The following is a 15,776-nucleotide window of genomic DNA, read 5'->3' on the forward strand; positions in this document are numbered from 1 at the left end:
CAGGTTTTGCCGGGGAGCACCCTGCTCGCCGGTTTCTCGTGCGAAAGAGTGGAGTGATCTCCGGAGCCCGCCGCATGGAACCGCTGCGCTGCCACCTGCTGATCGGCCAGCCCGCAAGCGGCAAGACCACCCTGGCCAGGGCCCTGGCGCCATTGCTCACGGGCCCTGGCGAGTCCCCAGCGGTGGTGCTCTCCACCGATGCGATTCGCGCGGAGGTGTTCGGTGATGCAGCAGTGCAGGGTCCCTGGCCGGACATCCAGCAACGGCTGCACCAGCGCATCCGCGAGGCTGTGGCGACAGGGACTCCGGTGATCGTGGATGCCACCCACGCCAGGCGACCCTGGCGGCTGGCGATTACCCAGTCGCTGGACTTGCCGGCACCGGTGGAGTGGATCGGCTGGTGGCTCTACACCGATTTGCCCACCTCACTTGATTGGAACGCCAAGCGAGAGCGGCCGGTACCGGTGCCCGTGATTCAGGAAATGGCAGCCGCCCTGGCCGATTCGCACTTTGGGCCCTCCAGAGCCGAGGGCTTTGCTGCGATCTGCGCTGTGGTGCCCACGCACCACCAGGAGCTCACATCGGTGCTCCAAGCGGAATTGGCCGGGCTGGAACGGCGCATCCGCTCGGCCACGAATCGTGAACGCAAGCTGCAGCGCCATGGCTACTCGCGCCTGCTCGATTTGGAGCGGCTGCTTTACCTGATCCGACTGCTCAGCCGCTGGCCGGATCTCTCGGCGGCCGACCCTGCCAGCGCCGCGGAGCTGGAAGCGATCCTCTCACCTCTGCCTGAGGGTGATCTGGCGCAGCGTGCAGCGGCCTTTCTGGGGCGGCTGCATGGGGAGTGCTACAGCGATGCGGCGGCGATCCGAGGTGATCTGGCCTGGCTGGAAGCCAATGGCTTCTGCAGCGCCCTGCCTGTGGAGGCACCGATTCAGCTGGCACCGCTGATCAGGGCACCGGAGCTGCAGGGACCGCTGAACGGTGGTCTGCCGCCCCTGGGTGATGCTCCGGTGTTTATCCGGGTGATGACCCTGCTGCGCCACCTGTTGCAGTCGCCCTTTGATCGCCCGGCGGAGCGCGGCGCCAATCTGCATGAGCACCTGATTGCGGCCACCAGTGCCATCCCCGGCGGCTATCTGCCCGGTGAAACAGCAACGCTGCGCAAGGACCTGGAGAAGCTGCTCAGCCCCTACGGCTTCCGCTCGCGCAACGACAACGTTCGCCATGGCTATTGCCTGGGCACAGCGCTGCTTTCACCGCTGCGGCTTCAGGAGCTCCACAACGTGGTGCGTCAGGCTGCGGGCCGGCTGGCGGATCCCTCGGCCCTGGATCTGCTGGAGGAGCTGGAACAGCGGCTGCGCTGGGCTGGGATTGATCTGGATCCTGGAGCACCGGTGCGCAGCTACGCCCGCCATACGTCGGTGGACAGCGCCCTGGTGCGGCGCGATGCGCTGGCGGCACCGCGCCAGGCGGAGCGAATCGAAGCGGCGATTGTGGAACACCGCCGGGTGCTGCTGCACCGCTACGACGGGATGGGCAGCTTTGCCGATAGCCCCGCGGGAGAGCTGCGGGTGTGGCCGCTGCAGCTGATCTTTCACAACGTCGGCTGGTACCTGCTGTTTGAGGAGGATCACATCGGCGCGGAGCAGGGCCTCATCCGCAGTGAACGGCTGGATCGCCTGTCGCTGCGCGGCTCTTGCAGTCGCGGTGATCTGCGCAGATCGGAGCAGGCGCATCAGGCGGCGTTGCTGCGGCTGGAGCGATTGCTGCACCTGAGCGGCGGGATCTATTTCGGGGAGGACCTCGAGCAACAGTTGATTCTGGGCAGTGCAGCGGGTCAGCGGTGCCAGAGGGCGCTGGTGACGTTGCGCTTCTGCTGCGCGCCCTGGGCCTTTGCCTTCATTCGTGAGGGCCTGCAGCGCTACCCGATCGAGCACACCCGCTTTTCAAGGCCGTTGCCGGCTGATCGCTGGTGGCATCACCCAAAGGCGCCGCATATGCTGCCGCCCGGCCCGGCCGAGGCCAGCCATCCCTACCCGGTGGAACTGGACCTGCCGCCCTGGACGGTGGCACGGGATGTGGATCTGCGCAGCTGGTTGTTCGCCTTTGGCGGCGGGATCCGAATCGAGCAGCCGGAGGTATTGCGGCAGGAGTTGGTGGAGCGCTGCCAGGACACGCTGGCGGCCAACAGCAGCCAGACACACACCGCCGCTGATGATGAGCCTGTGTTTTTTCGCAGCCGGCTGCGGCGGGACTGACGCTCCTGATACAGCCATCCATGCGGGTCACGCATCAAGACGCCAGTGAGCAGCAACGCTCTTGCAGGATGTGGGCTTGAGTCCGCTCTGGCGACGATGAGCTCACTTGTTCTTCCCATCGCCGCGGCACTTAGCTTGGGAGGAGCCCTGGCCCAGCAACCGGTGCGCCCTCTCCCGAAAGTGGGCGGGTGCCCGGTGGGGTACTACGCCTCAGGGGATTACTGCGTGCCAAGCAAGAGCGGCAACAGCCGCGGCGCAATTGAGAAGGTGGGCAACGGCTGCCCGATCGGCTTCTACGCCTCGGGCAACTACTGCCTGAGCAGCCCGAGCAATCAACGCGAGGCGATGGAGAAGCAGGGCAACAGCTGCCCGATGGGCTGGTTCAGCTCCGGGCGCTACTGCGTCAAGACCCGCTGAGGGGAGTGCTGCCCTTTGGAGCGAATCTGCAGAGATCTTGGGATCGACCCGGATTTGTGAGGCACCCTATGGCTGAACCACTGATTCTTGTTCTCTCCAGCGATGGGACGCACACGGAGCTTTCTCACTGATTTCAGGGCTTTTATCAATCGCGGCAATGTGGTGGATCTTGCCGTCGCGGTGGTGATCGGTGGAGCCTTTGGGAAGGTGGTGGATGCAGTGGTGAGCCTGGTGATGGGGTCATTGCTTGAACCTGCTCTCAAAGCCGCGAACATTGATGCCATTGCCGATTGGCCAGCTGGTGCCGTCCTGGTGGCGGTGATCAATTTTCTGGTGATCGCTTTGGTCGTGTTTCTGATCATTCGCGCCATTGAGTCGTTGCGTCGAAAGGAGGAAGCCGTGGCTCCCCCAGAGACTCAGGCCCAGCTGGCCGCAGCGGTGACCCGCTTGGCGGATGCCCTGGATCGCCGCCAGCTCTGAACCAGGCCCGGTGTCGTTCTGTCCCCTACGAATCCGCTCTGGCGGCCTGTTTTCTCATGCCTTGATCAGGAACGATGGCCACAATGCCTGCATTAGGAGGACGCGAATGGCACGTGGTTTGCGGGCTTTGCTGGCTGGTGCTGCCCTCACGCTGATCCACGTCACACCGGCGGCGGCGCTCACCTGGAGAGAGGAACCGCTTCTGCAACCGCTGTTTGAGAAGGCTGGAGTGGAGGGCACGTTCGTGGTGCTGGATGAGCGCAACGGCGTGTGGCGCGGGCACAACGGGTTGCGTGCAGAGCAGCGCTTCTCTCCTGCTTCCACTTTCAAGATCCCCAATAGCCTGATCGCCCTCTCGCTTGGGGTAGTGGCCAACCCTGATGAGCTGATTCCCTACAAGGGTGATCCCAACCCGTTCATGCGCGAGTGGCTAGCGCCGATGGGGATGCGCGGCGCGATCAAGGTGTCGAATGTGCCGCTGTATCAGGAGCTGGCCCGGCGGATTGGGTTGCAGCGCATGCAAATCGCCCTGCAGCAGTTGCACTACGGCAACGAGCGGATTGGCGGCAACGTCACCACGTTTTGGCTGCGTGGGCCGCTGGCGATCAGTGCCCTTGAGCAAACGCAATTCCTCCTGGGCCTGGCCAAACGCACGTTGTCGTTCCCTGTGGTCGCCCAGCAGCAGGTAGCTGAGATCACGCGCATCGATCGCGGCCCTGGCTGGAGCCTTCATGCCAAGACCGGTTGGCAGAACGCTCCCGGCGCCGGTGTGGGCTGGTGGGTGGGTTGGGTGCAACAGGGCGATCGCATCACTCCTTTTGCGCTCAACATCGCCATGAAGGGCAGTGACGATGCCCCCAAGCGTGAGCAATTAGGTCGGCGCAGCCTGCAGCTGTTGGGAGTGTTGCCTGTTGATGATCAGAAGGCGGCACGTTGATCCAATTCCTGCACGCTTGTGTGCCTGGTTCTCTCAGTGCTGACCCAGGCTCTGGAGGAGTGTGTCTACGGAACCTGGTGCTGTTTCTCGGTCAGGGATGCATGGCCCTTTTCTATAGACGGTGGTTGCGTGCCCGCTGGGTTGATGGGACTGGCAATGTCGCGACAAGCACGCACAGAGTGGCTTTCTTCTGAATTCCTGCGGAATCTCTTGAACCCGAAGACCATCCGTAGATTTCGTTGCATTTGGGTCGGAACCCAGGACAGTGTGAACGCAACTGGCGAGATGCTGCACCCTGGTGATCGTGATTCAAAGCCGCGCAAGTGGCGAACTCGTCTGGCGTGATGAAGTTTTGAGGACTAATCACTTCAAGGCTTACATGACGGCCAAGGCGAAAGCTCGGCTGACTGGTCGCGTCTATCGACTGGTGGATCGAGATGGTGTTGTTTTGGAACAGATCTTCCATTAACGCTGTGATGGCCTCCGCGACGTCTGTCGCAGCTCTCAAGCACGCTTTGAACGGCCTTGCTGTGAAACGCCGACCGGCTGTCAGCTGAGTGTCTGTGTTGGCGTGCCGCTAATCGCCATCACCCCGCGGGTTCGATCCGCCTTGTGTTGCCACTAAAAAAGGAGGCCTCCTCAGACCTCCTTGGACAAGCAGTTGTCATCCTCTGCTCTGGCTGGGTTGTAACACCCCTGGTGGGTGTCATGCCATCAAATGCTCTGCAGCAGGCGCTCCAAACGCACCAGTTGATAGCGGTTGGCCTCTGTGGGCAGAGCGTTGTACATCGCCCAGCACTGGCGCAGCTGGGCTTCCAATCCAACCCGCACATGGTGATCGCTGTGCAGGGGGATGGTCGCCATGGCGGGAGTGAAGGTCATGGGTGATCGGGCGCAACTGCTGGAAGTGTTCCCCGCTTTGGCACGTCAGGTCCCCGCGCTGATCTCTATCCACCAGCCGCTGCCGGCGCCCTCCACCATCCAGCGGCGACCCCAGTTGCGCTCGGAATAACGCTGCGCCTCGCCGCTGCCGATCGCCGTGGTGACGTAGCCGCCGTTGATGAGATCGGCCTCGCCGTTGGGGTCGTGCATGAGGAACTGGCGCTTGGCAGGATCCCAGCCGATCACCAGGCTCCAGTGACCGCTGCCCGTGGGGGAGGAGACAGGGCCTTGATGCAGCCAACCCACCGGGCAGGGGATGCCGCGTTGGAGCTGGGCGATTAGGTGGTCGATGCAGCCATCCGTCCTGAACCGCGCCTTTAGCCCCAGGCTCCGGAGCGCCGCCACCTGGGCGCTGGCGTCAGTGGTGTCGCCGTAGCGCTGCACCAGGGCCAGGTATTGATCGTCCAACTGGCTATTGCCGTTGAGGGCTACGGGTTTCAGGTAGGCAGCGGCCATGGCGCAGCTGGAGGCAAAGCACATGCGGCTGCCCTGGCCGGTGACGCTGTCGTTCTGGCTCAGGTACGGAACGGGGAGCCGGAGCAGGCCTGGTTTGGCTGGAGCTTTGGGCGGTCGGGTTGCTGTGGCTTCTGTGCCTGATGCCCGAAAGGCGGTGGCAAAGGCGATCAACTGCTCGGCCGTGAGGCTGCGCTGGAGCAACTGCCAGGCCTGACGCTGGTGGGGGAGATCCCTGTGGTGACGCACGGCGTCCAGGAGCTGGAGCGGTTCTGAGGCCTCTTGCTGCGCTCGGGTTTGGCTTGCCGCATGGGCCACCTCAGCCGCCCGGCGTCGTATGAGCCCTTCCACCGGACCATTGGGGCCCTTGCACCATCGGGGCAGCTCCTCGGCGATCACCGCCGCCGCTGGTTCACCAGCAAGCAGGCGTTTGCGGAGGGTCGAGTGCTCCAGCGCTCCTGCCCCCACGTTGAAGCAGAAGCTGATCAGGGCATCGCGCTGGCGAGACGTCAGGTCAACACCCCGGAGCAACCGATCGACAGCGTCGGCCGCCACGGCCGCATCTTGCTTGAGCCAGGCCTCGGCTTGCGCCTGGCTGATCGTCAGCCCAGGCACCACATCTGGCCCGGTGTGGCCGTAGCCGATGGTCCAGGGAGCACCGCCACTGGCGGGATCGGGATAGGCCGACAGTTCGCAGCCCTCCCAGCTTTTGAGCAGGGTCCAGCCCTCGGGGGTGAGTGGCATTGCGGCGGAGCGGGGAACCCCAGAGGGTTCCGGGATCTGGAGCCAGACCCGCCGGTTGTTGCCCGCCAGCGTCGATAGGTTGATTCCATCGACTGGGCTCGATGTCCTACCGCATACGCCTGCTGGAAACCGATGGAGGCTGGTCGGTGAGTTGCCTTGATCTGCCCGGCTGTCATTCCCAGGGAGACAGCCGCGATGAAGCGCTGCTGAACATCCGCGAAGCGATCCAGCTCTGGCTGGAGGTGGAGGCAGAAGAGGCCGGCGTGAAAACAGTGGAGACGCTGGAGCTGGCGGTCTGACTCCTCAGCAATTCCGCGAGCTGCTCTGAGCTCTGCCCCGGAACCCTATGGCGCTGTTCGTTGATGCGCGCCATGACATCCCGCCGCCTGGTGGTCTGGATTTCGACTGGGATCCTGGGGTTTCAGGGGGCCACACTGGCGTTCGATCTCCTCAACTGCACGGCCCTGAGCTGGCTGGTGTTGCGCGTCAACGGCCTGCCCAGGCTGGAGCGGCAGCAGAAGCACCAGCCCTCAGCGGCCGAGAACGGCTTGGTCTTGGATCCAGATGCCAAACCCCAAACCCCAGCCGGAACCGCCGACGCCCAGCAGACGGTGAGCCTGTTCTGTGAACGCCCCCAGAACCGAATCGATGACGCCGTGAAACAGGGCCTGAGCATCCTGGCCGGACTTGCCTTGGGCAGCTCGGTGCCCGGGAACGGGCGGGAGCGGCTTTGAGTCGATCATTCGTCTCATCACAGTCTCGTTTTCTGGAGATTCAATTGCCTAATCTTGAGAGACCTCGTTTCTCTTTCTTCTTGGCATTTTTCTTGGCATAGCGACAGGTGGACGCTTGCAGTCATTGGGTTTTGGTTGTTCGCCATTTGGCTTTTAACCGATTGGTCCTGAGTTCGAATCTCAGGCGACCCATGATTCGAGATCCGTTGGACTGCAGGGTATTTCTCCTGCGGCCCAAGCGATCGCAAGGGGTTTCGAGGCCTCTCTGCTCGGGCGGAATGAGTCCGAGAAAGACCTGAGACGTCGCTGATTGCGCCAAATGTTTGGGGGTTTCCCCCAAACACCCCCAAACATGACGGGCTCCTTCTGGGGGGCCTGAGGTAAATCGACACGCGGCTGGGGAATCCTCTCCGTAAAGCCACTGAGCGATGACACAAGCCAACAGTGCCCTCAGCCGCGCCAACGGCGTGCTGCGGGCCCATCACCTGCCATTCCGCCTGAGGGCGGGGCACAACAGCCGTTGGGTGAGCGTCTACGAAAACCTGCCTGGGCGTCGGGTCAGAGAACGTTCGGTGCGCGGTTGCTCAAGCAAGGACGACCAGGCGATTGAGGCGCTCTGCTTCCGCCTGGTCAGTGAAGCGCGCAAGCTGCCTGAGGCCAGCCTCGAGGAATTGCTCAGCCGCCCAGGAGAGGACGGGGATCAGCCCGCAGTGCGTCCCGCTCCCTGTTGGTCAGAGATTTGTGAGGCGGTGGTGGCGTTTCAGCGCCGTCAGGGGGTGAACATGAATCTGGTGGGGCCGTTCAAGGGCCAGGGCTATTTCCGTCTGTTGCCTCCTGAGCGTGCCGCCACTGAGGCGGACGTACGTCGCTTTGCCCTCCACACCGGCGAAAGTTTGCGCGCCAACCTGGTTGACTTTTCTGAGCCGTTGGTGCCTGTGGCCACTCACCGCCAGGGGTTTCGTCAGAAACGGGAGGTGGTGTCGCTGCTGCGGCGCGCGGGTTTTGGTGCGATTGCGCCGGAGAACCTGAGCGAGGAGCTCAAGGCGATGGTGAACAAGAAAAAGGTGGCGCTGTTGGCAGCCGGTGAGTCACGCCGCCGGATTCCGAGCACGGCGGCGATTGAGACCTGGCTGGATCAGGTGATGGAGGAGGACGTGCTCTGGGGCTGGGTGTTTGCGATGGTGGCGACCTATGGGCTCCGGCCGCTCGCGACCAGCACAAAGAAAACCCCTAAGCCATGCCCAGGGGTTCCAAGATTTGTGCTGCGGGCTTCACCCGCAAGACTCACAAGCAGAACGGTAGAAACTGTGTTCGGCAGGCGGCAAAGCCATCGACCAGAGCACCAAGGCCGATCTGGTGTGCAATACCAGCACCTGTCAATCCTTCGGTGATGATGCCGATCACGATCCCAAGCATGGCGGCGCGGCCGTTGTACAGCTCAACGCGCTTGAGTTGCTCAAGATGGATCTGGTGAGATGCGCGGTCTTGATACCACTTCTCGTTGGCGGGAGTGTTTGTCATGACCTCAACCGAGGCCGATCTGGGACAGGATTCCCTGGCCAGTGAGCAATTCGGTACCGAGGCCGATGACAAAACCGAGCATGGCGAGACGGCCATTCCAGGTTTCGGCAAATTCAACGAAGCCAAAGCGTCCAGAAGATTCAGTCATTTGTTGTGCAGAGTATTGGGGCTAATTGATTGTTAAGACCTGAGGTTGCCGATGGCGGTTTACCCTCAGGGTCTGTGCTGTGCTCAGGCTTGGCAAGTCACTAGTGGCATCTCAGGCTGATCCCAGAGCGGCCGATCCGTTGGATGCCCATTGCATGCAACATCGGTTGAGCGGTTGGGAACGAGTTCACCAGCGGCTGTTGCTGAACGAAGGTGTGGGACGAGGCTCGGCCTTGTTCACCCTGATCGATCGGCCCATCCACTCCACGTCCTGAAGATCGGAAATGGCCTTGTTTTCGGCATTGGCGTCGGCCATGTCGACAAACGCGAAACCGCGTTTGCGACCGGTTTCGCGATCCAGAGGTAGGCTGCACTTGCTGACCGATCCGTACTCAGAAAAGAGGTGTTGAAGGTCCTCAACTTCGGCGTCGAAGGAGAGGTTGCCAACGTAAATTGTCATTCAATAAATCCAATTATGAAGCCGATTCGCTGATAGCCCTGAAGAAAGTGACTGGTCGAGTGGAGGAATGCCGAGCCCGGAAGCTCGTGAGACTCGCCGCTTGAAAGAGAAACCCGCCCGAGAGAGGTCATTGAATCGATTTCACTCTACACCCATGCATGGACGCTTGCAAGATCGTCCATTGCGAGGCGCTAGCTCTGTTCTGCTGAAGGAGCTGGCTGGCCGTTATGAAAAAGGGCCGCCTTGGCGGCGCCTTTCCCCCTCGGCACGCCAAGCAGGAGCCGCCGGCGTACGCATCCATGATGGCTTGGATCGTCAGGGCGGCTCGCAATTGCCTGAATCACCATAGATTTACGCTGAATGTATTCATTTGTGTCGCGGGATGAAGTGAGACGAAGTCGGGTTGAGAATTGCGTGATTTCCCGTTTCTTGTTGACAGCATTGCTTGCTGGTCGCCAGCCTGGGATCAGGTTTATATCGCTCTAGCAGAGGAGGTGCAGCGCACGATGGTTGAACAATCATTCAGGTATGGGGCGTCTGTTCTTCCTGTCATCTGCGACAGCCCGATGCAGATTATTGTCAAGGTGCGTGAGTACTTTGGCCTCCACTTTCAAGAGTCAATTGATCTCAGTCAGTTGCCCGCTCTCCTTGGGATTAGTCAGGACTGTCTGGATCTGAGTTTTATGCAGGCGCGTGGTATCAGCTTGTCGCAAGCCTTGCAGGAGTTCCGTCTCAACAAACTGTTCGCCGCGCTCACTGATCAGCCACGCCAAGGTCTGGGTCATGCCATTGAGGCATGCGGTCTCAGCCAGACTAAAGGTGTTGTGGCGCAATTTGAGCACGCATTTGGGATTGAAATGCCATTGTTCATGCTCACATGTCGTCGCGCAGCTGATGATCGTTTATTTCGTCAAGATCATCCCAACTCGGATGCATTGGTGCTGCCAACGTGATGCTTGTATCGCTACTGCATCCGGAGCGGCCTTGAGAGTTTTCTAACAGTATGGGTGGTCAGCGCAGCTGCTGCAGCCCAGTCATATCAGCGCCAAGGCGTTAAAAAATGCACTGGGCTCAGCAGGTGCGGTAAACCCTAAGCGGAACACCAGTGAGCGGCGGAGCTCTTAGAGCTCTGTCTCCCAAAGGCCCATGCGATCGAGCCAGGCATCGGCCTGCTCCAGATCCCAGCCGTGATCAGTTTCGAGAACGTCGGCGATGGCGATCATCAGATCAAAGAGCCGGCCCTCATAAAAACCCTGCTCAGAAGCGGTCTGCCGCAGGGCTGAGGCGAGCTGGAGCAGATCGAGTTCCGCCAGCCAATCGCCCTGTTCAAAAGCGGCGAGGGAGTGAATGGCATCAAGACCGCTGAGCGCGTCGGTCTCGTTGGTGATGCTTGAAGGAAGCACAGCGTCGTTTTGTTGGGCGGATGTGCAGGACTGCTGCGGCCAGGAGAGCAGCGGCAGGACTTTGGGGAGCAGGTTGAGTGCAGAACGGAAGAGGGCGTGCAAGGAGGAAGGCGTGAGGCCTGAAAGGGTTCCGGGGATCTGGAATCGGTTGCGTTGCAGAGGATCCGCCAGAAGCGCTGAACAGGAGGCAGACAACCAAGTCAATTCTCGCTAGTGCATGCGTACGCATTGAGGATGGCTCGCGTGACGAAGGAAAAGACACAAGTGCAGAGGCCCGTGATGGTGCCAGTGAGCGCTGACTGCGAAGGCTGGCCCTACCTGCCACCCGAACTGCTCCGGCCCAGCCGCAGCCGCCAGGTCTGCATGACCTGCCACTGGTTTCGCCATCACGCCGGCGCGAGCTGCATCACCCTGCTCTGTTGCCAGTTGCATCAGGGCCTGATCGCCCAGGGTGAACACCTCAGCCGCCGCTGTCATGGCTGGAGCGAAGCACAGGCGCTGCGGCAGGGCTGGGCGCCGGAAGTGGGGTGAGGCGGTCTGGGATTGACCCGGTTCCTCTGAGCAGGTAAGAACTTTGAAGCGATTTTGCTTTCATGTCAGAAGAGCAACTCAAAGCATTCCTGGAAGCCGTCAAGGCTGAATCAGGTCTTCAAGAGAAGCTAAAGACAGTAAAAGATGTGGATGCCGTGGTGGAGATTGCTAAGACTGCGGGCTTTGTGATTTCTGCTGAGGAAATGATGAGAGCTCAGGCAGAGGTTTCAGAAGAGGATCTGGAAGGTGTGGCTGGTGGTGTACTGTACTGTTATTCTACCTATCCTACCTCTAATTCTTACTGTACTAAATAATCCTCTGCTATTCTTCCTAGGTTTCACTCTAAGCTTACACGCTGTCAGCCCTGTATTGACAGGGGTTTACTTCCTTTTATTACCCCATTCCCACCATCAATCGGCCTCCGATACCTGGCAGCCTGCATCAAATGGAGAATTGCTGTCTGGTTTTTACAAAGGCTCCTTAGGTGCCTCCGATTTGATCGAATCGCCAACATATGGAACGTTCGGCCCCAGCCGCCAACGCCCGCAGCTTCGACCATCTACAGCTATTGGACTATTGATTGGTTCAGGACCCCCGGGCATCGCTCGGGGGGGTTAACGCGTCAGGGTTCCCGTTCGATGAATAGACAGGAAGGGCCTTGATGCTGAAGCGCTGCTTGAATCTCCTGCTCCACCGTGGTTGTATCGCGCAACCAGCTTGTGCGAGCGCCGTAGCCACGGGCAATGGATTGCAGGTCAAGTGCCGGATCATCAAAATCAAGACCAATAAATTGAGCCTGATCGAAACTTGTATTGAGGGCTCCACACCAAAGGTCTTTCAGGATTCGGTACTCACGATTCACAAAACAAACGAACACCACAGGGATGCGATAACGCGCAGCGCTCCAGATGGAGTGGATTGAAAACTGAGCGCCTCCATCACCCACAAAACATACCGCAGGCTGCTTCGAACCCAGTGACAGGCCTACACCCAGTGGCATCGCCCAGCCCAGACCACCCCCACGGGGTGCGAAATGAACGTTGCTGAAGCCCAGTGTGATGGCCATCCGCTGGACCAATGCATCTTCTGAAGACCCTTCGGTGATGAGGTGACACTGGCGTGGCAGCTGCTGCAACACATCCAGTATCAGGGCGTCACTTGCATGAGCTCCATGATCTGGATACTCCGCCCGCAGTTGAGCCAACAGCGTGGCGTCATCGCACTGAAAACTGGGTAACGCAGGAGCAGCGAGCTGATCGACCAAAGCCTTCAAGCAGGCGCCCACATCGCCCAGAACCGCGAGGTCACAGGGGTAATCGAAACCCAACTGGCGCGTTGAGGGAGCGAGATGGAAGATCTTGAGGTTGGCCGGAATGGCCTGTTCGCCATTGAAGGTGAAGGTGTCGATCTTCTCGCCGAGTAACAGCAGGCGTTTGTATTGGCTTAAGAGCTTCCGGATCTCACGGGTTGTAGCTGGCAATTGCCCCTTGTAGTTGGGATGCAAGGGATCCACCACGCCCTGCACATGGAATGGTGCTGAATACAGATCGGCTTGCAGATGAGAGGCCAGCTGGCTGAGGTGCGTCACAGCACCTGATGCCCCCACGGCGTAGTCGGCCACGATGGCCATGGGTCCAGCGTCAGGGTCACGCAATGCATGGGCGAGCTGATGCAGGCCGGCTGGCACCACGTCATCAAGCACTGTTGTGCGCCGCAGCCCCACCTCAGCCATCGGTTCCTGCATGAAATTCATGGGAACTGAGAGAAAAACCGGACCACTCGGTTGAAGACGGGCCTGTAGCCAACAGCGCTGCAGGGCAATCGGAAGATCTTCCGCCTGCGCAACCTCAAAGCTGTATTTGGTGGCTGTTTCAGCCAGTTGGGCGTTGGGGGCTCCCAGTACTGGGTTATGGATCAGAAAACGGGAGTCCTGTTGACCATTCATCACCAGCAACGGCACCCCCGAGAGAAGGGCGTTGCGCATGTTGAACAAACCATTCGCCAAGCCCGGGTAGGTGTGGAGACTCACGATCGCGGGCTTGCGGGTCGCCATGGCGTATCCCGCTGCAATCCCCACGGCACTCGATTCGTGAAGCGCCAAGAGGTATTGAGCCTTGGAGCGCCCCACCGCATCGAGAAATGTGGTTTCTGTGGTTCCTGGATTGCCGAAGACGTATGAGATTTCTTCAAGATCCAGAAAATCGCGGATCAGATCGCCTCCGGTGTAGGTCATCAGAATTCGAGCTCAGCTTGCTTGATCGCACCTTAGAAGCCTTCACCGTTTACGGCAGCCCAGATGTATTTGGTATTACATCAAAAAACCGCCACTGTTGTTTCCTGACGACCGGTTTGACTATCGCATAGAGGAATGTAACATAATGTTGCTTTGTATTGCTGGGCGATTCCTCGTTTTGCTCATTTCTTTGAGTGTGGCTAGTTTCCGGTTGAACACGACAAGGCTTTCTTGAGCATGGCCCCAAGCCGCTTGGCAATGTTCGTCCAGCCGCCATTATTTATTTATGTCTTTTAAGGATCTCAGGGCTTTTCTGGCCAAGCTTGAGGAAGAGGGGCAGTTGCTTCGCATTCAGGAAGCAGTGTTGCCGGAGCCCGATATCTCGGCAGCTATGAGTGCTAATAATAAAGGCTTTGGCGAGACGGCGCCAGCTTTGTTGTTTGAGAATATTAAGGGCTACACCGAAGAGACGTGTTTGGCGGCAAATGTTCATGGCTCATGGCCGAATATTGCGCTTGCTTTTGGAATGCCCAAAAATACGCCACTGAAGCAACTTGCTTCAGAGTTTAATCGTAGATATCAAAACTTCTCGAAAGGCTGTATCGAGGAGCGGGAATCTGCGCCATGGCAGGAGAATTGCCTCGAAGGGGATGCAATCAACCTATTTGCATTGATGCCCCACTTTCGCCTTAATTCTGGAGATGGAGGGCTGTACATCAACAAGGCCTCCATTGTGTCACGGCATCCGGATCACATGGATGACTTTGACCAGCAGAATGTGGGGATGTACAGGTTGCAGGTTAAGGGGCCTAGGCATCTGAGCATCCAGATGGTGCCCGATCATGATATTGCTGTTCACTTCAAAGCCGCTGAAGAAAGCAATCGGCCGCTTGACATTGTGATCTCGATAGGCAACGAGCCGCTGCTTCCGCTGGTGGCCAGTATGCCATTGCTTTATGGTCAAGATGAATACAATATGTGCAGTGCTCTCAGTGGAGAGCCTTATCCTGTTGTCACCCTGGATAGCAAATTACAGGCGCCCTGGGGTGCTGAATATGTTCTCGAGGCGAAGATCTTGCCCCGTGTTCGAGAGCCCGATGGTCCCTACGGAGAGTTTACGGGGCATCTTTCGGGTATTCGCAATATGTGCAGCGTCGAGGTGACGAGGGTTTATCACCGTACCAAGCCGCTCTATGAGTACTGCGCCATTGGCATGCCATGGACAGAGATCGACTACATGTTCTTGAACACAAGTCCTGCTCTCTATGTGCAACTTAAAGAGAAGTTTCCCGAGGTCGTCGCTGTTAATGCCTTGTATACCCACGGCCTTGTGGTGATCGTTTCGACAGAGATGCGCGTTGGTGGTTTTGCTAAAACAATCGGAATGTCTGTCTTGCAGACGCCACATGGAACCGGTTACGCCAAGGTTGTGATCGTCGTTGATGCCGATGTGGATCCTTATAACCTTCCGCAAGTGATGTGGGCGCTGTCAACTAAGTTCAATCCGAAGTTTGACTGTGTGATTATTCCGGGTTGCTCAATCCTGGCATTGGACCCTGGCTCCGATCCTGTTGGCATCTCTCACAAAATGATTCTCGATGCGGCGACACCCGTGCCGCCCGATGATCACGGAGATTATTCCATGCAAATCAAGGATCCTCCTGAGGCCCAGGATTGGCTGCCAAAGCTTCAAGAGCTGATGCAGTCCATTTCGTCATCTGCCGTTTAACCTCGAGTCATGCCAGATCCAGACTTCGCAACTTGCCCTCGCTGCAATTGCAAAACAACGGAGGTTCAGTTCCGTTCACCCGTTCATGGGGCCTGGGAACTCTACCGATGCACCACTTGCATGTTTACGTGGAGAAGCACAGAGCCAGCTTCAATGACCAATCCTGACCTTTATGACCCAGTCTTTAAGATTGATCCCAATGATCTTTCCAGCTTCCCTGTGATGCCAGCGATTCCCCCACTCAAAGACAATACCCGCCGGGAGGCCAAGCAATGACGATCTCACTGCAGCACAGCATCAACGTGAAGGCTTCGCCCGCCGAGGTATATCAAGCGCTCACAAACCTCGACCAAATTGCTCGATGGCACTGCGGTCAGGTGAATGGAGAGGTCGCGATTGGTCAAACTCTGACGCTGGAGAGCGACGAAGGGCCGACATTCACTTGGACAACACGCGAGCTGATTCCTAATTCTAAGATTGTCCAAGAGTGCACACAGGGCCCTGGTTCTTCGACCGGTAAAGCCCTTACTTTTCAGCTGCGTGCGTCAGGCCAACAATCATCGATTGAGTTGAGCCATGACGGCTGGGATCCCGCTGATCCGCATCTCCCTAGGTGTAATACGCATTGGGGGCATGTGCTTCATCGGCTGAAGGCTTACGTCGATCAATAGGCAGGGCAAGGTCTGCGCGACAGCGCTCAGTCCGTCGCACTGAGCGCCATTGAGACTTGACTGGTGGGCCTGCTCAGATGTTCATCAAAAGCCCCGGGTGATCACCCGGGGCT

At 59.0% G+C, this 15,776-nt stretch carries 21 protein-coding genes; 14 read left to right on the plus strand and 7 right to left on the minus strand.

Annotated elements, in window-relative coordinates; translation table 11 throughout:
- Positions 1-74 precede the first annotated feature (74 nt).
- The 5 genes from SynWH8101_RS05145 to SynWH8101_RS14035 all read left to right on the plus strand — a co-directional run bounded on the left by SynWH8101_RS05145 (position 75) and on the right by SynWH8101_RS14035 (position 4,564).
- Entirely contained in the window at positions 75-2,261 is a 2,187-nt protein-coding gene (locus SynWH8101_RS05145) for an AAA family ATPase (RefSeq protein ID WP_130128850.1), read from the plus strand.
- Between the two features lie 96 nt (positions 2,262-2,357).
- Positions 2,358-2,678 carry a hypothetical protein gene (locus SynWH8101_RS05150; RefSeq protein ID WP_130128851.1) on the plus strand — a complete coding sequence of 107 codons (321 nt, stop codon included), beginning with the start codon at positions 2,358-2,360 and terminating at the stop codon, positions 2,676-2,678.
- Between the two features lie 102 nt (positions 2,679-2,780).
- A complete protein-coding gene (gene mscL, locus SynWH8101_RS05155; protein WP_130128852.1) occupies positions 2,781-3,158 on the plus strand; it encodes a large conductance mechanosensitive channel protein MscL in 378 nt (125 codons plus the stop codon).
- Between the two features lie 118 nt (positions 3,159-3,276).
- A complete protein-coding gene (blaOXA, locus tag SynWH8101_RS05160; protein WP_370587022.1) occupies positions 3,277-4,095 on the plus strand; it encodes a class D beta-lactamase in 819 nt (272 codons plus the stop codon).
- 298 nt (positions 4,096-4,393) lie between these two features.
- On the plus strand, positions 4,394-4,564 hold the full coding sequence (locus tag SynWH8101_RS14035; protein ID WP_165380924.1) for a hypothetical protein: 171 nt from the start codon (positions 4,394-4,396) through the stop codon (positions 4,562-4,564).
- Positions 4,565-4,809: 245 nt separating this feature from the next.
- Here SynWH8101_RS14035 and SynWH8101_RS14040 read toward each other — a convergent pair whose 3' ends face one another.
- Both SynWH8101_RS14040 and SynWH8101_RS05165 read right to left on the minus strand, forming a co-directional pair.
- Positions 4,810-4,977, minus strand: coding sequence for a hypothetical protein (locus tag SynWH8101_RS14040; RefSeq protein ID WP_165380925.1), 168 nt, complete (start codon positions 4,975-4,977; stop codon positions 4,810-4,812).
- 45 nt (positions 4,978-5,022) lie between these two features.
- Entirely contained in the window at positions 5,023-6,234 is a 1,212-nt protein-coding gene (locus tag SynWH8101_RS05165; RefSeq protein WP_130128853.1) for a glycoside hydrolase family protein, read from the minus strand.
- Positions 6,235-6,335: 101 nt separating this feature from the next.
- On the opposite strand from SynWH8101_RS05165, the gene SynWH8101_RS05170 reads away from it, so the two are divergent.
- The 3 genes from SynWH8101_RS05170 to SynWH8101_RS05180 all read left to right on the plus strand — a co-directional run bounded on the left by SynWH8101_RS05170 (position 6,336) and on the right by SynWH8101_RS05180 (position 8,359).
- On the plus strand, positions 6,336-6,533 hold the full coding sequence (locus SynWH8101_RS05170) for a type II toxin-antitoxin system HicB family antitoxin (protein ID WP_130128854.1): 198 nt from the start codon (positions 6,336-6,338) through the stop codon (positions 6,531-6,533).
- Between the two features lie 72 nt (positions 6,534-6,605).
- On the plus strand, positions 6,606-6,968 hold the full coding sequence (locus SynWH8101_RS05175; protein WP_130128855.1) for a hypothetical protein: 363 nt from the start codon (positions 6,606-6,608) through the stop codon (positions 6,966-6,968).
- 428 nt (positions 6,969-7,396) lie between these two features.
- A complete protein-coding gene (locus SynWH8101_RS05180) occupies positions 7,397-8,359 on the plus strand; it encodes a hypothetical protein (protein WP_174719499.1) in 963 nt (320 codons plus the stop codon).
- Here SynWH8101_RS05180 and SynWH8101_RS05185 read toward each other — a convergent pair.
- The 3 genes from SynWH8101_RS05185 to SynWH8101_RS05195 form a co-directional block, all read right to left on the minus strand.
- Positions 8,253-8,489: a chlorophyll a/b-binding protein gene (locus tag SynWH8101_RS05185; RefSeq protein WP_130128856.1), complete on the minus strand. Its 237-nt coding sequence runs from the start codon at positions 8,487-8,489 to the stop codon at positions 8,253-8,255. The genes SynWH8101_RS05180 and SynWH8101_RS05185 overlap by 107 nt on opposite strands.
- 4 nt (positions 8,490-8,493) lie before the next feature.
- Positions 8,494-8,637: a chlorophyll a/b-binding protein gene (locus tag SynWH8101_RS05190; RefSeq protein WP_130128857.1), complete on the minus strand. Its 144-nt coding sequence runs from the start codon at positions 8,635-8,637 to the stop codon at positions 8,494-8,496.
- 186 nt (positions 8,638-8,823) lie between these two features.
- Positions 8,824-9,096, minus strand: coding sequence for an RNA-binding protein (locus SynWH8101_RS05195; RefSeq protein WP_130128858.1), 273 nt, complete (start codon positions 9,094-9,096; stop codon positions 8,824-8,826).
- Positions 9,097-9,506: 410 nt separating this feature from the next.
- Here SynWH8101_RS05195 and SynWH8101_RS05200 point away from each other — a divergent pair, with 410 nt between their 5' ends.
- On the plus strand, positions 9,507-10,049 hold the full coding sequence (locus tag SynWH8101_RS05200) for a hypothetical protein (protein WP_130128859.1): 543 nt from the start codon (positions 9,507-9,509) through the stop codon (positions 10,047-10,049).
- 168 nt (positions 10,050-10,217) lie between these two features.
- Here the strand turns inward: SynWH8101_RS05200 and SynWH8101_RS05205 are convergent, their stop codons facing one another.
- A complete protein-coding gene (locus SynWH8101_RS05205) occupies positions 10,218-10,694 on the minus strand; it encodes a hypothetical protein (protein WP_254428055.1) in 477 nt (158 codons plus the stop codon).
- Between the two features lie 69 nt (positions 10,695-10,763).
- Between SynWH8101_RS05205 and SynWH8101_RS05210 the strand changes: the two genes are divergently transcribed.
- Positions 10,764-11,030: a galactose oxidase gene (locus SynWH8101_RS05210; protein WP_254428056.1), complete on the plus strand. Its 267-nt coding sequence runs from the start codon at positions 10,764-10,766 to the stop codon at positions 11,028-11,030.
- Positions 11,031-11,092: 62 nt separating this feature from the next.
- Positions 11,093-11,344 (plus strand): Nif11-like leader peptide family natural product precursor, encoded by a 252-nt coding sequence (locus SynWH8101_RS05215; RefSeq protein WP_130128860.1) that lies wholly within the window; start codon positions 11,093-11,095, stop codon positions 11,342-11,344.
- 308 nt (positions 11,345-11,652) lie between these two features.
- Here the strand turns inward: SynWH8101_RS05215 and SynWH8101_RS05220 are convergent, their stop codons facing one another.
- Positions 11,653-13,263 carry a thiamine pyrophosphate-binding protein gene (locus SynWH8101_RS05220; protein WP_130128861.1) on the minus strand — a complete coding sequence of 537 codons (1,611 nt, stop codon included), beginning with the start codon at positions 13,261-13,263 and terminating at the stop codon, positions 11,653-11,655.
- A 286-nt stretch (positions 13,264-13,549) separates the two neighbouring features.
- Between SynWH8101_RS05220 and SynWH8101_RS05225 the strand changes: the two genes are divergently transcribed.
- From SynWH8101_RS05225 to SynWH8101_RS14605, 3 genes are read left to right on the plus strand one after another with little or no spacing between them, the layout of a single operon-like run.
- Positions 13,550-14,992, plus strand: coding sequence for a UbiD family decarboxylase (locus SynWH8101_RS05225; RefSeq protein ID WP_130128862.1), 1,443 nt, complete (start codon positions 13,550-13,552; stop codon positions 14,990-14,992).
- A 9-nt stretch (positions 14,993-15,001) separates the two neighbouring features.
- Positions 15,002-15,268, plus strand: coding sequence for a non-oxidative hydroxyarylic acid decarboxylases subunit D (locus SynWH8101_RS14600; protein WP_130128863.1), 267 nt, complete (start codon positions 15,002-15,004; stop codon positions 15,266-15,268).
- Positions 15,265-15,663 (plus strand): SRPBCC domain-containing protein, encoded by a 399-nt coding sequence (locus SynWH8101_RS14605; RefSeq protein WP_130128864.1) that lies wholly within the window; start codon positions 15,265-15,267, stop codon positions 15,661-15,663. Before SynWH8101_RS14600 ends, SynWH8101_RS14605 begins: the two co-directional genes overlap by 4 nt.
- The last annotated feature ends 113 nt before the right edge of the window (positions 15,664-15,776 follow it).

This window comes from Synechococcus sp. WH 8101, assembly GCF_004209775.1.
Taxonomy (GTDB): Bacteria; Cyanobacteriota; Cyanobacteriia; order PCC-6307; family Cyanobiaceae; genus Synechococcus_C.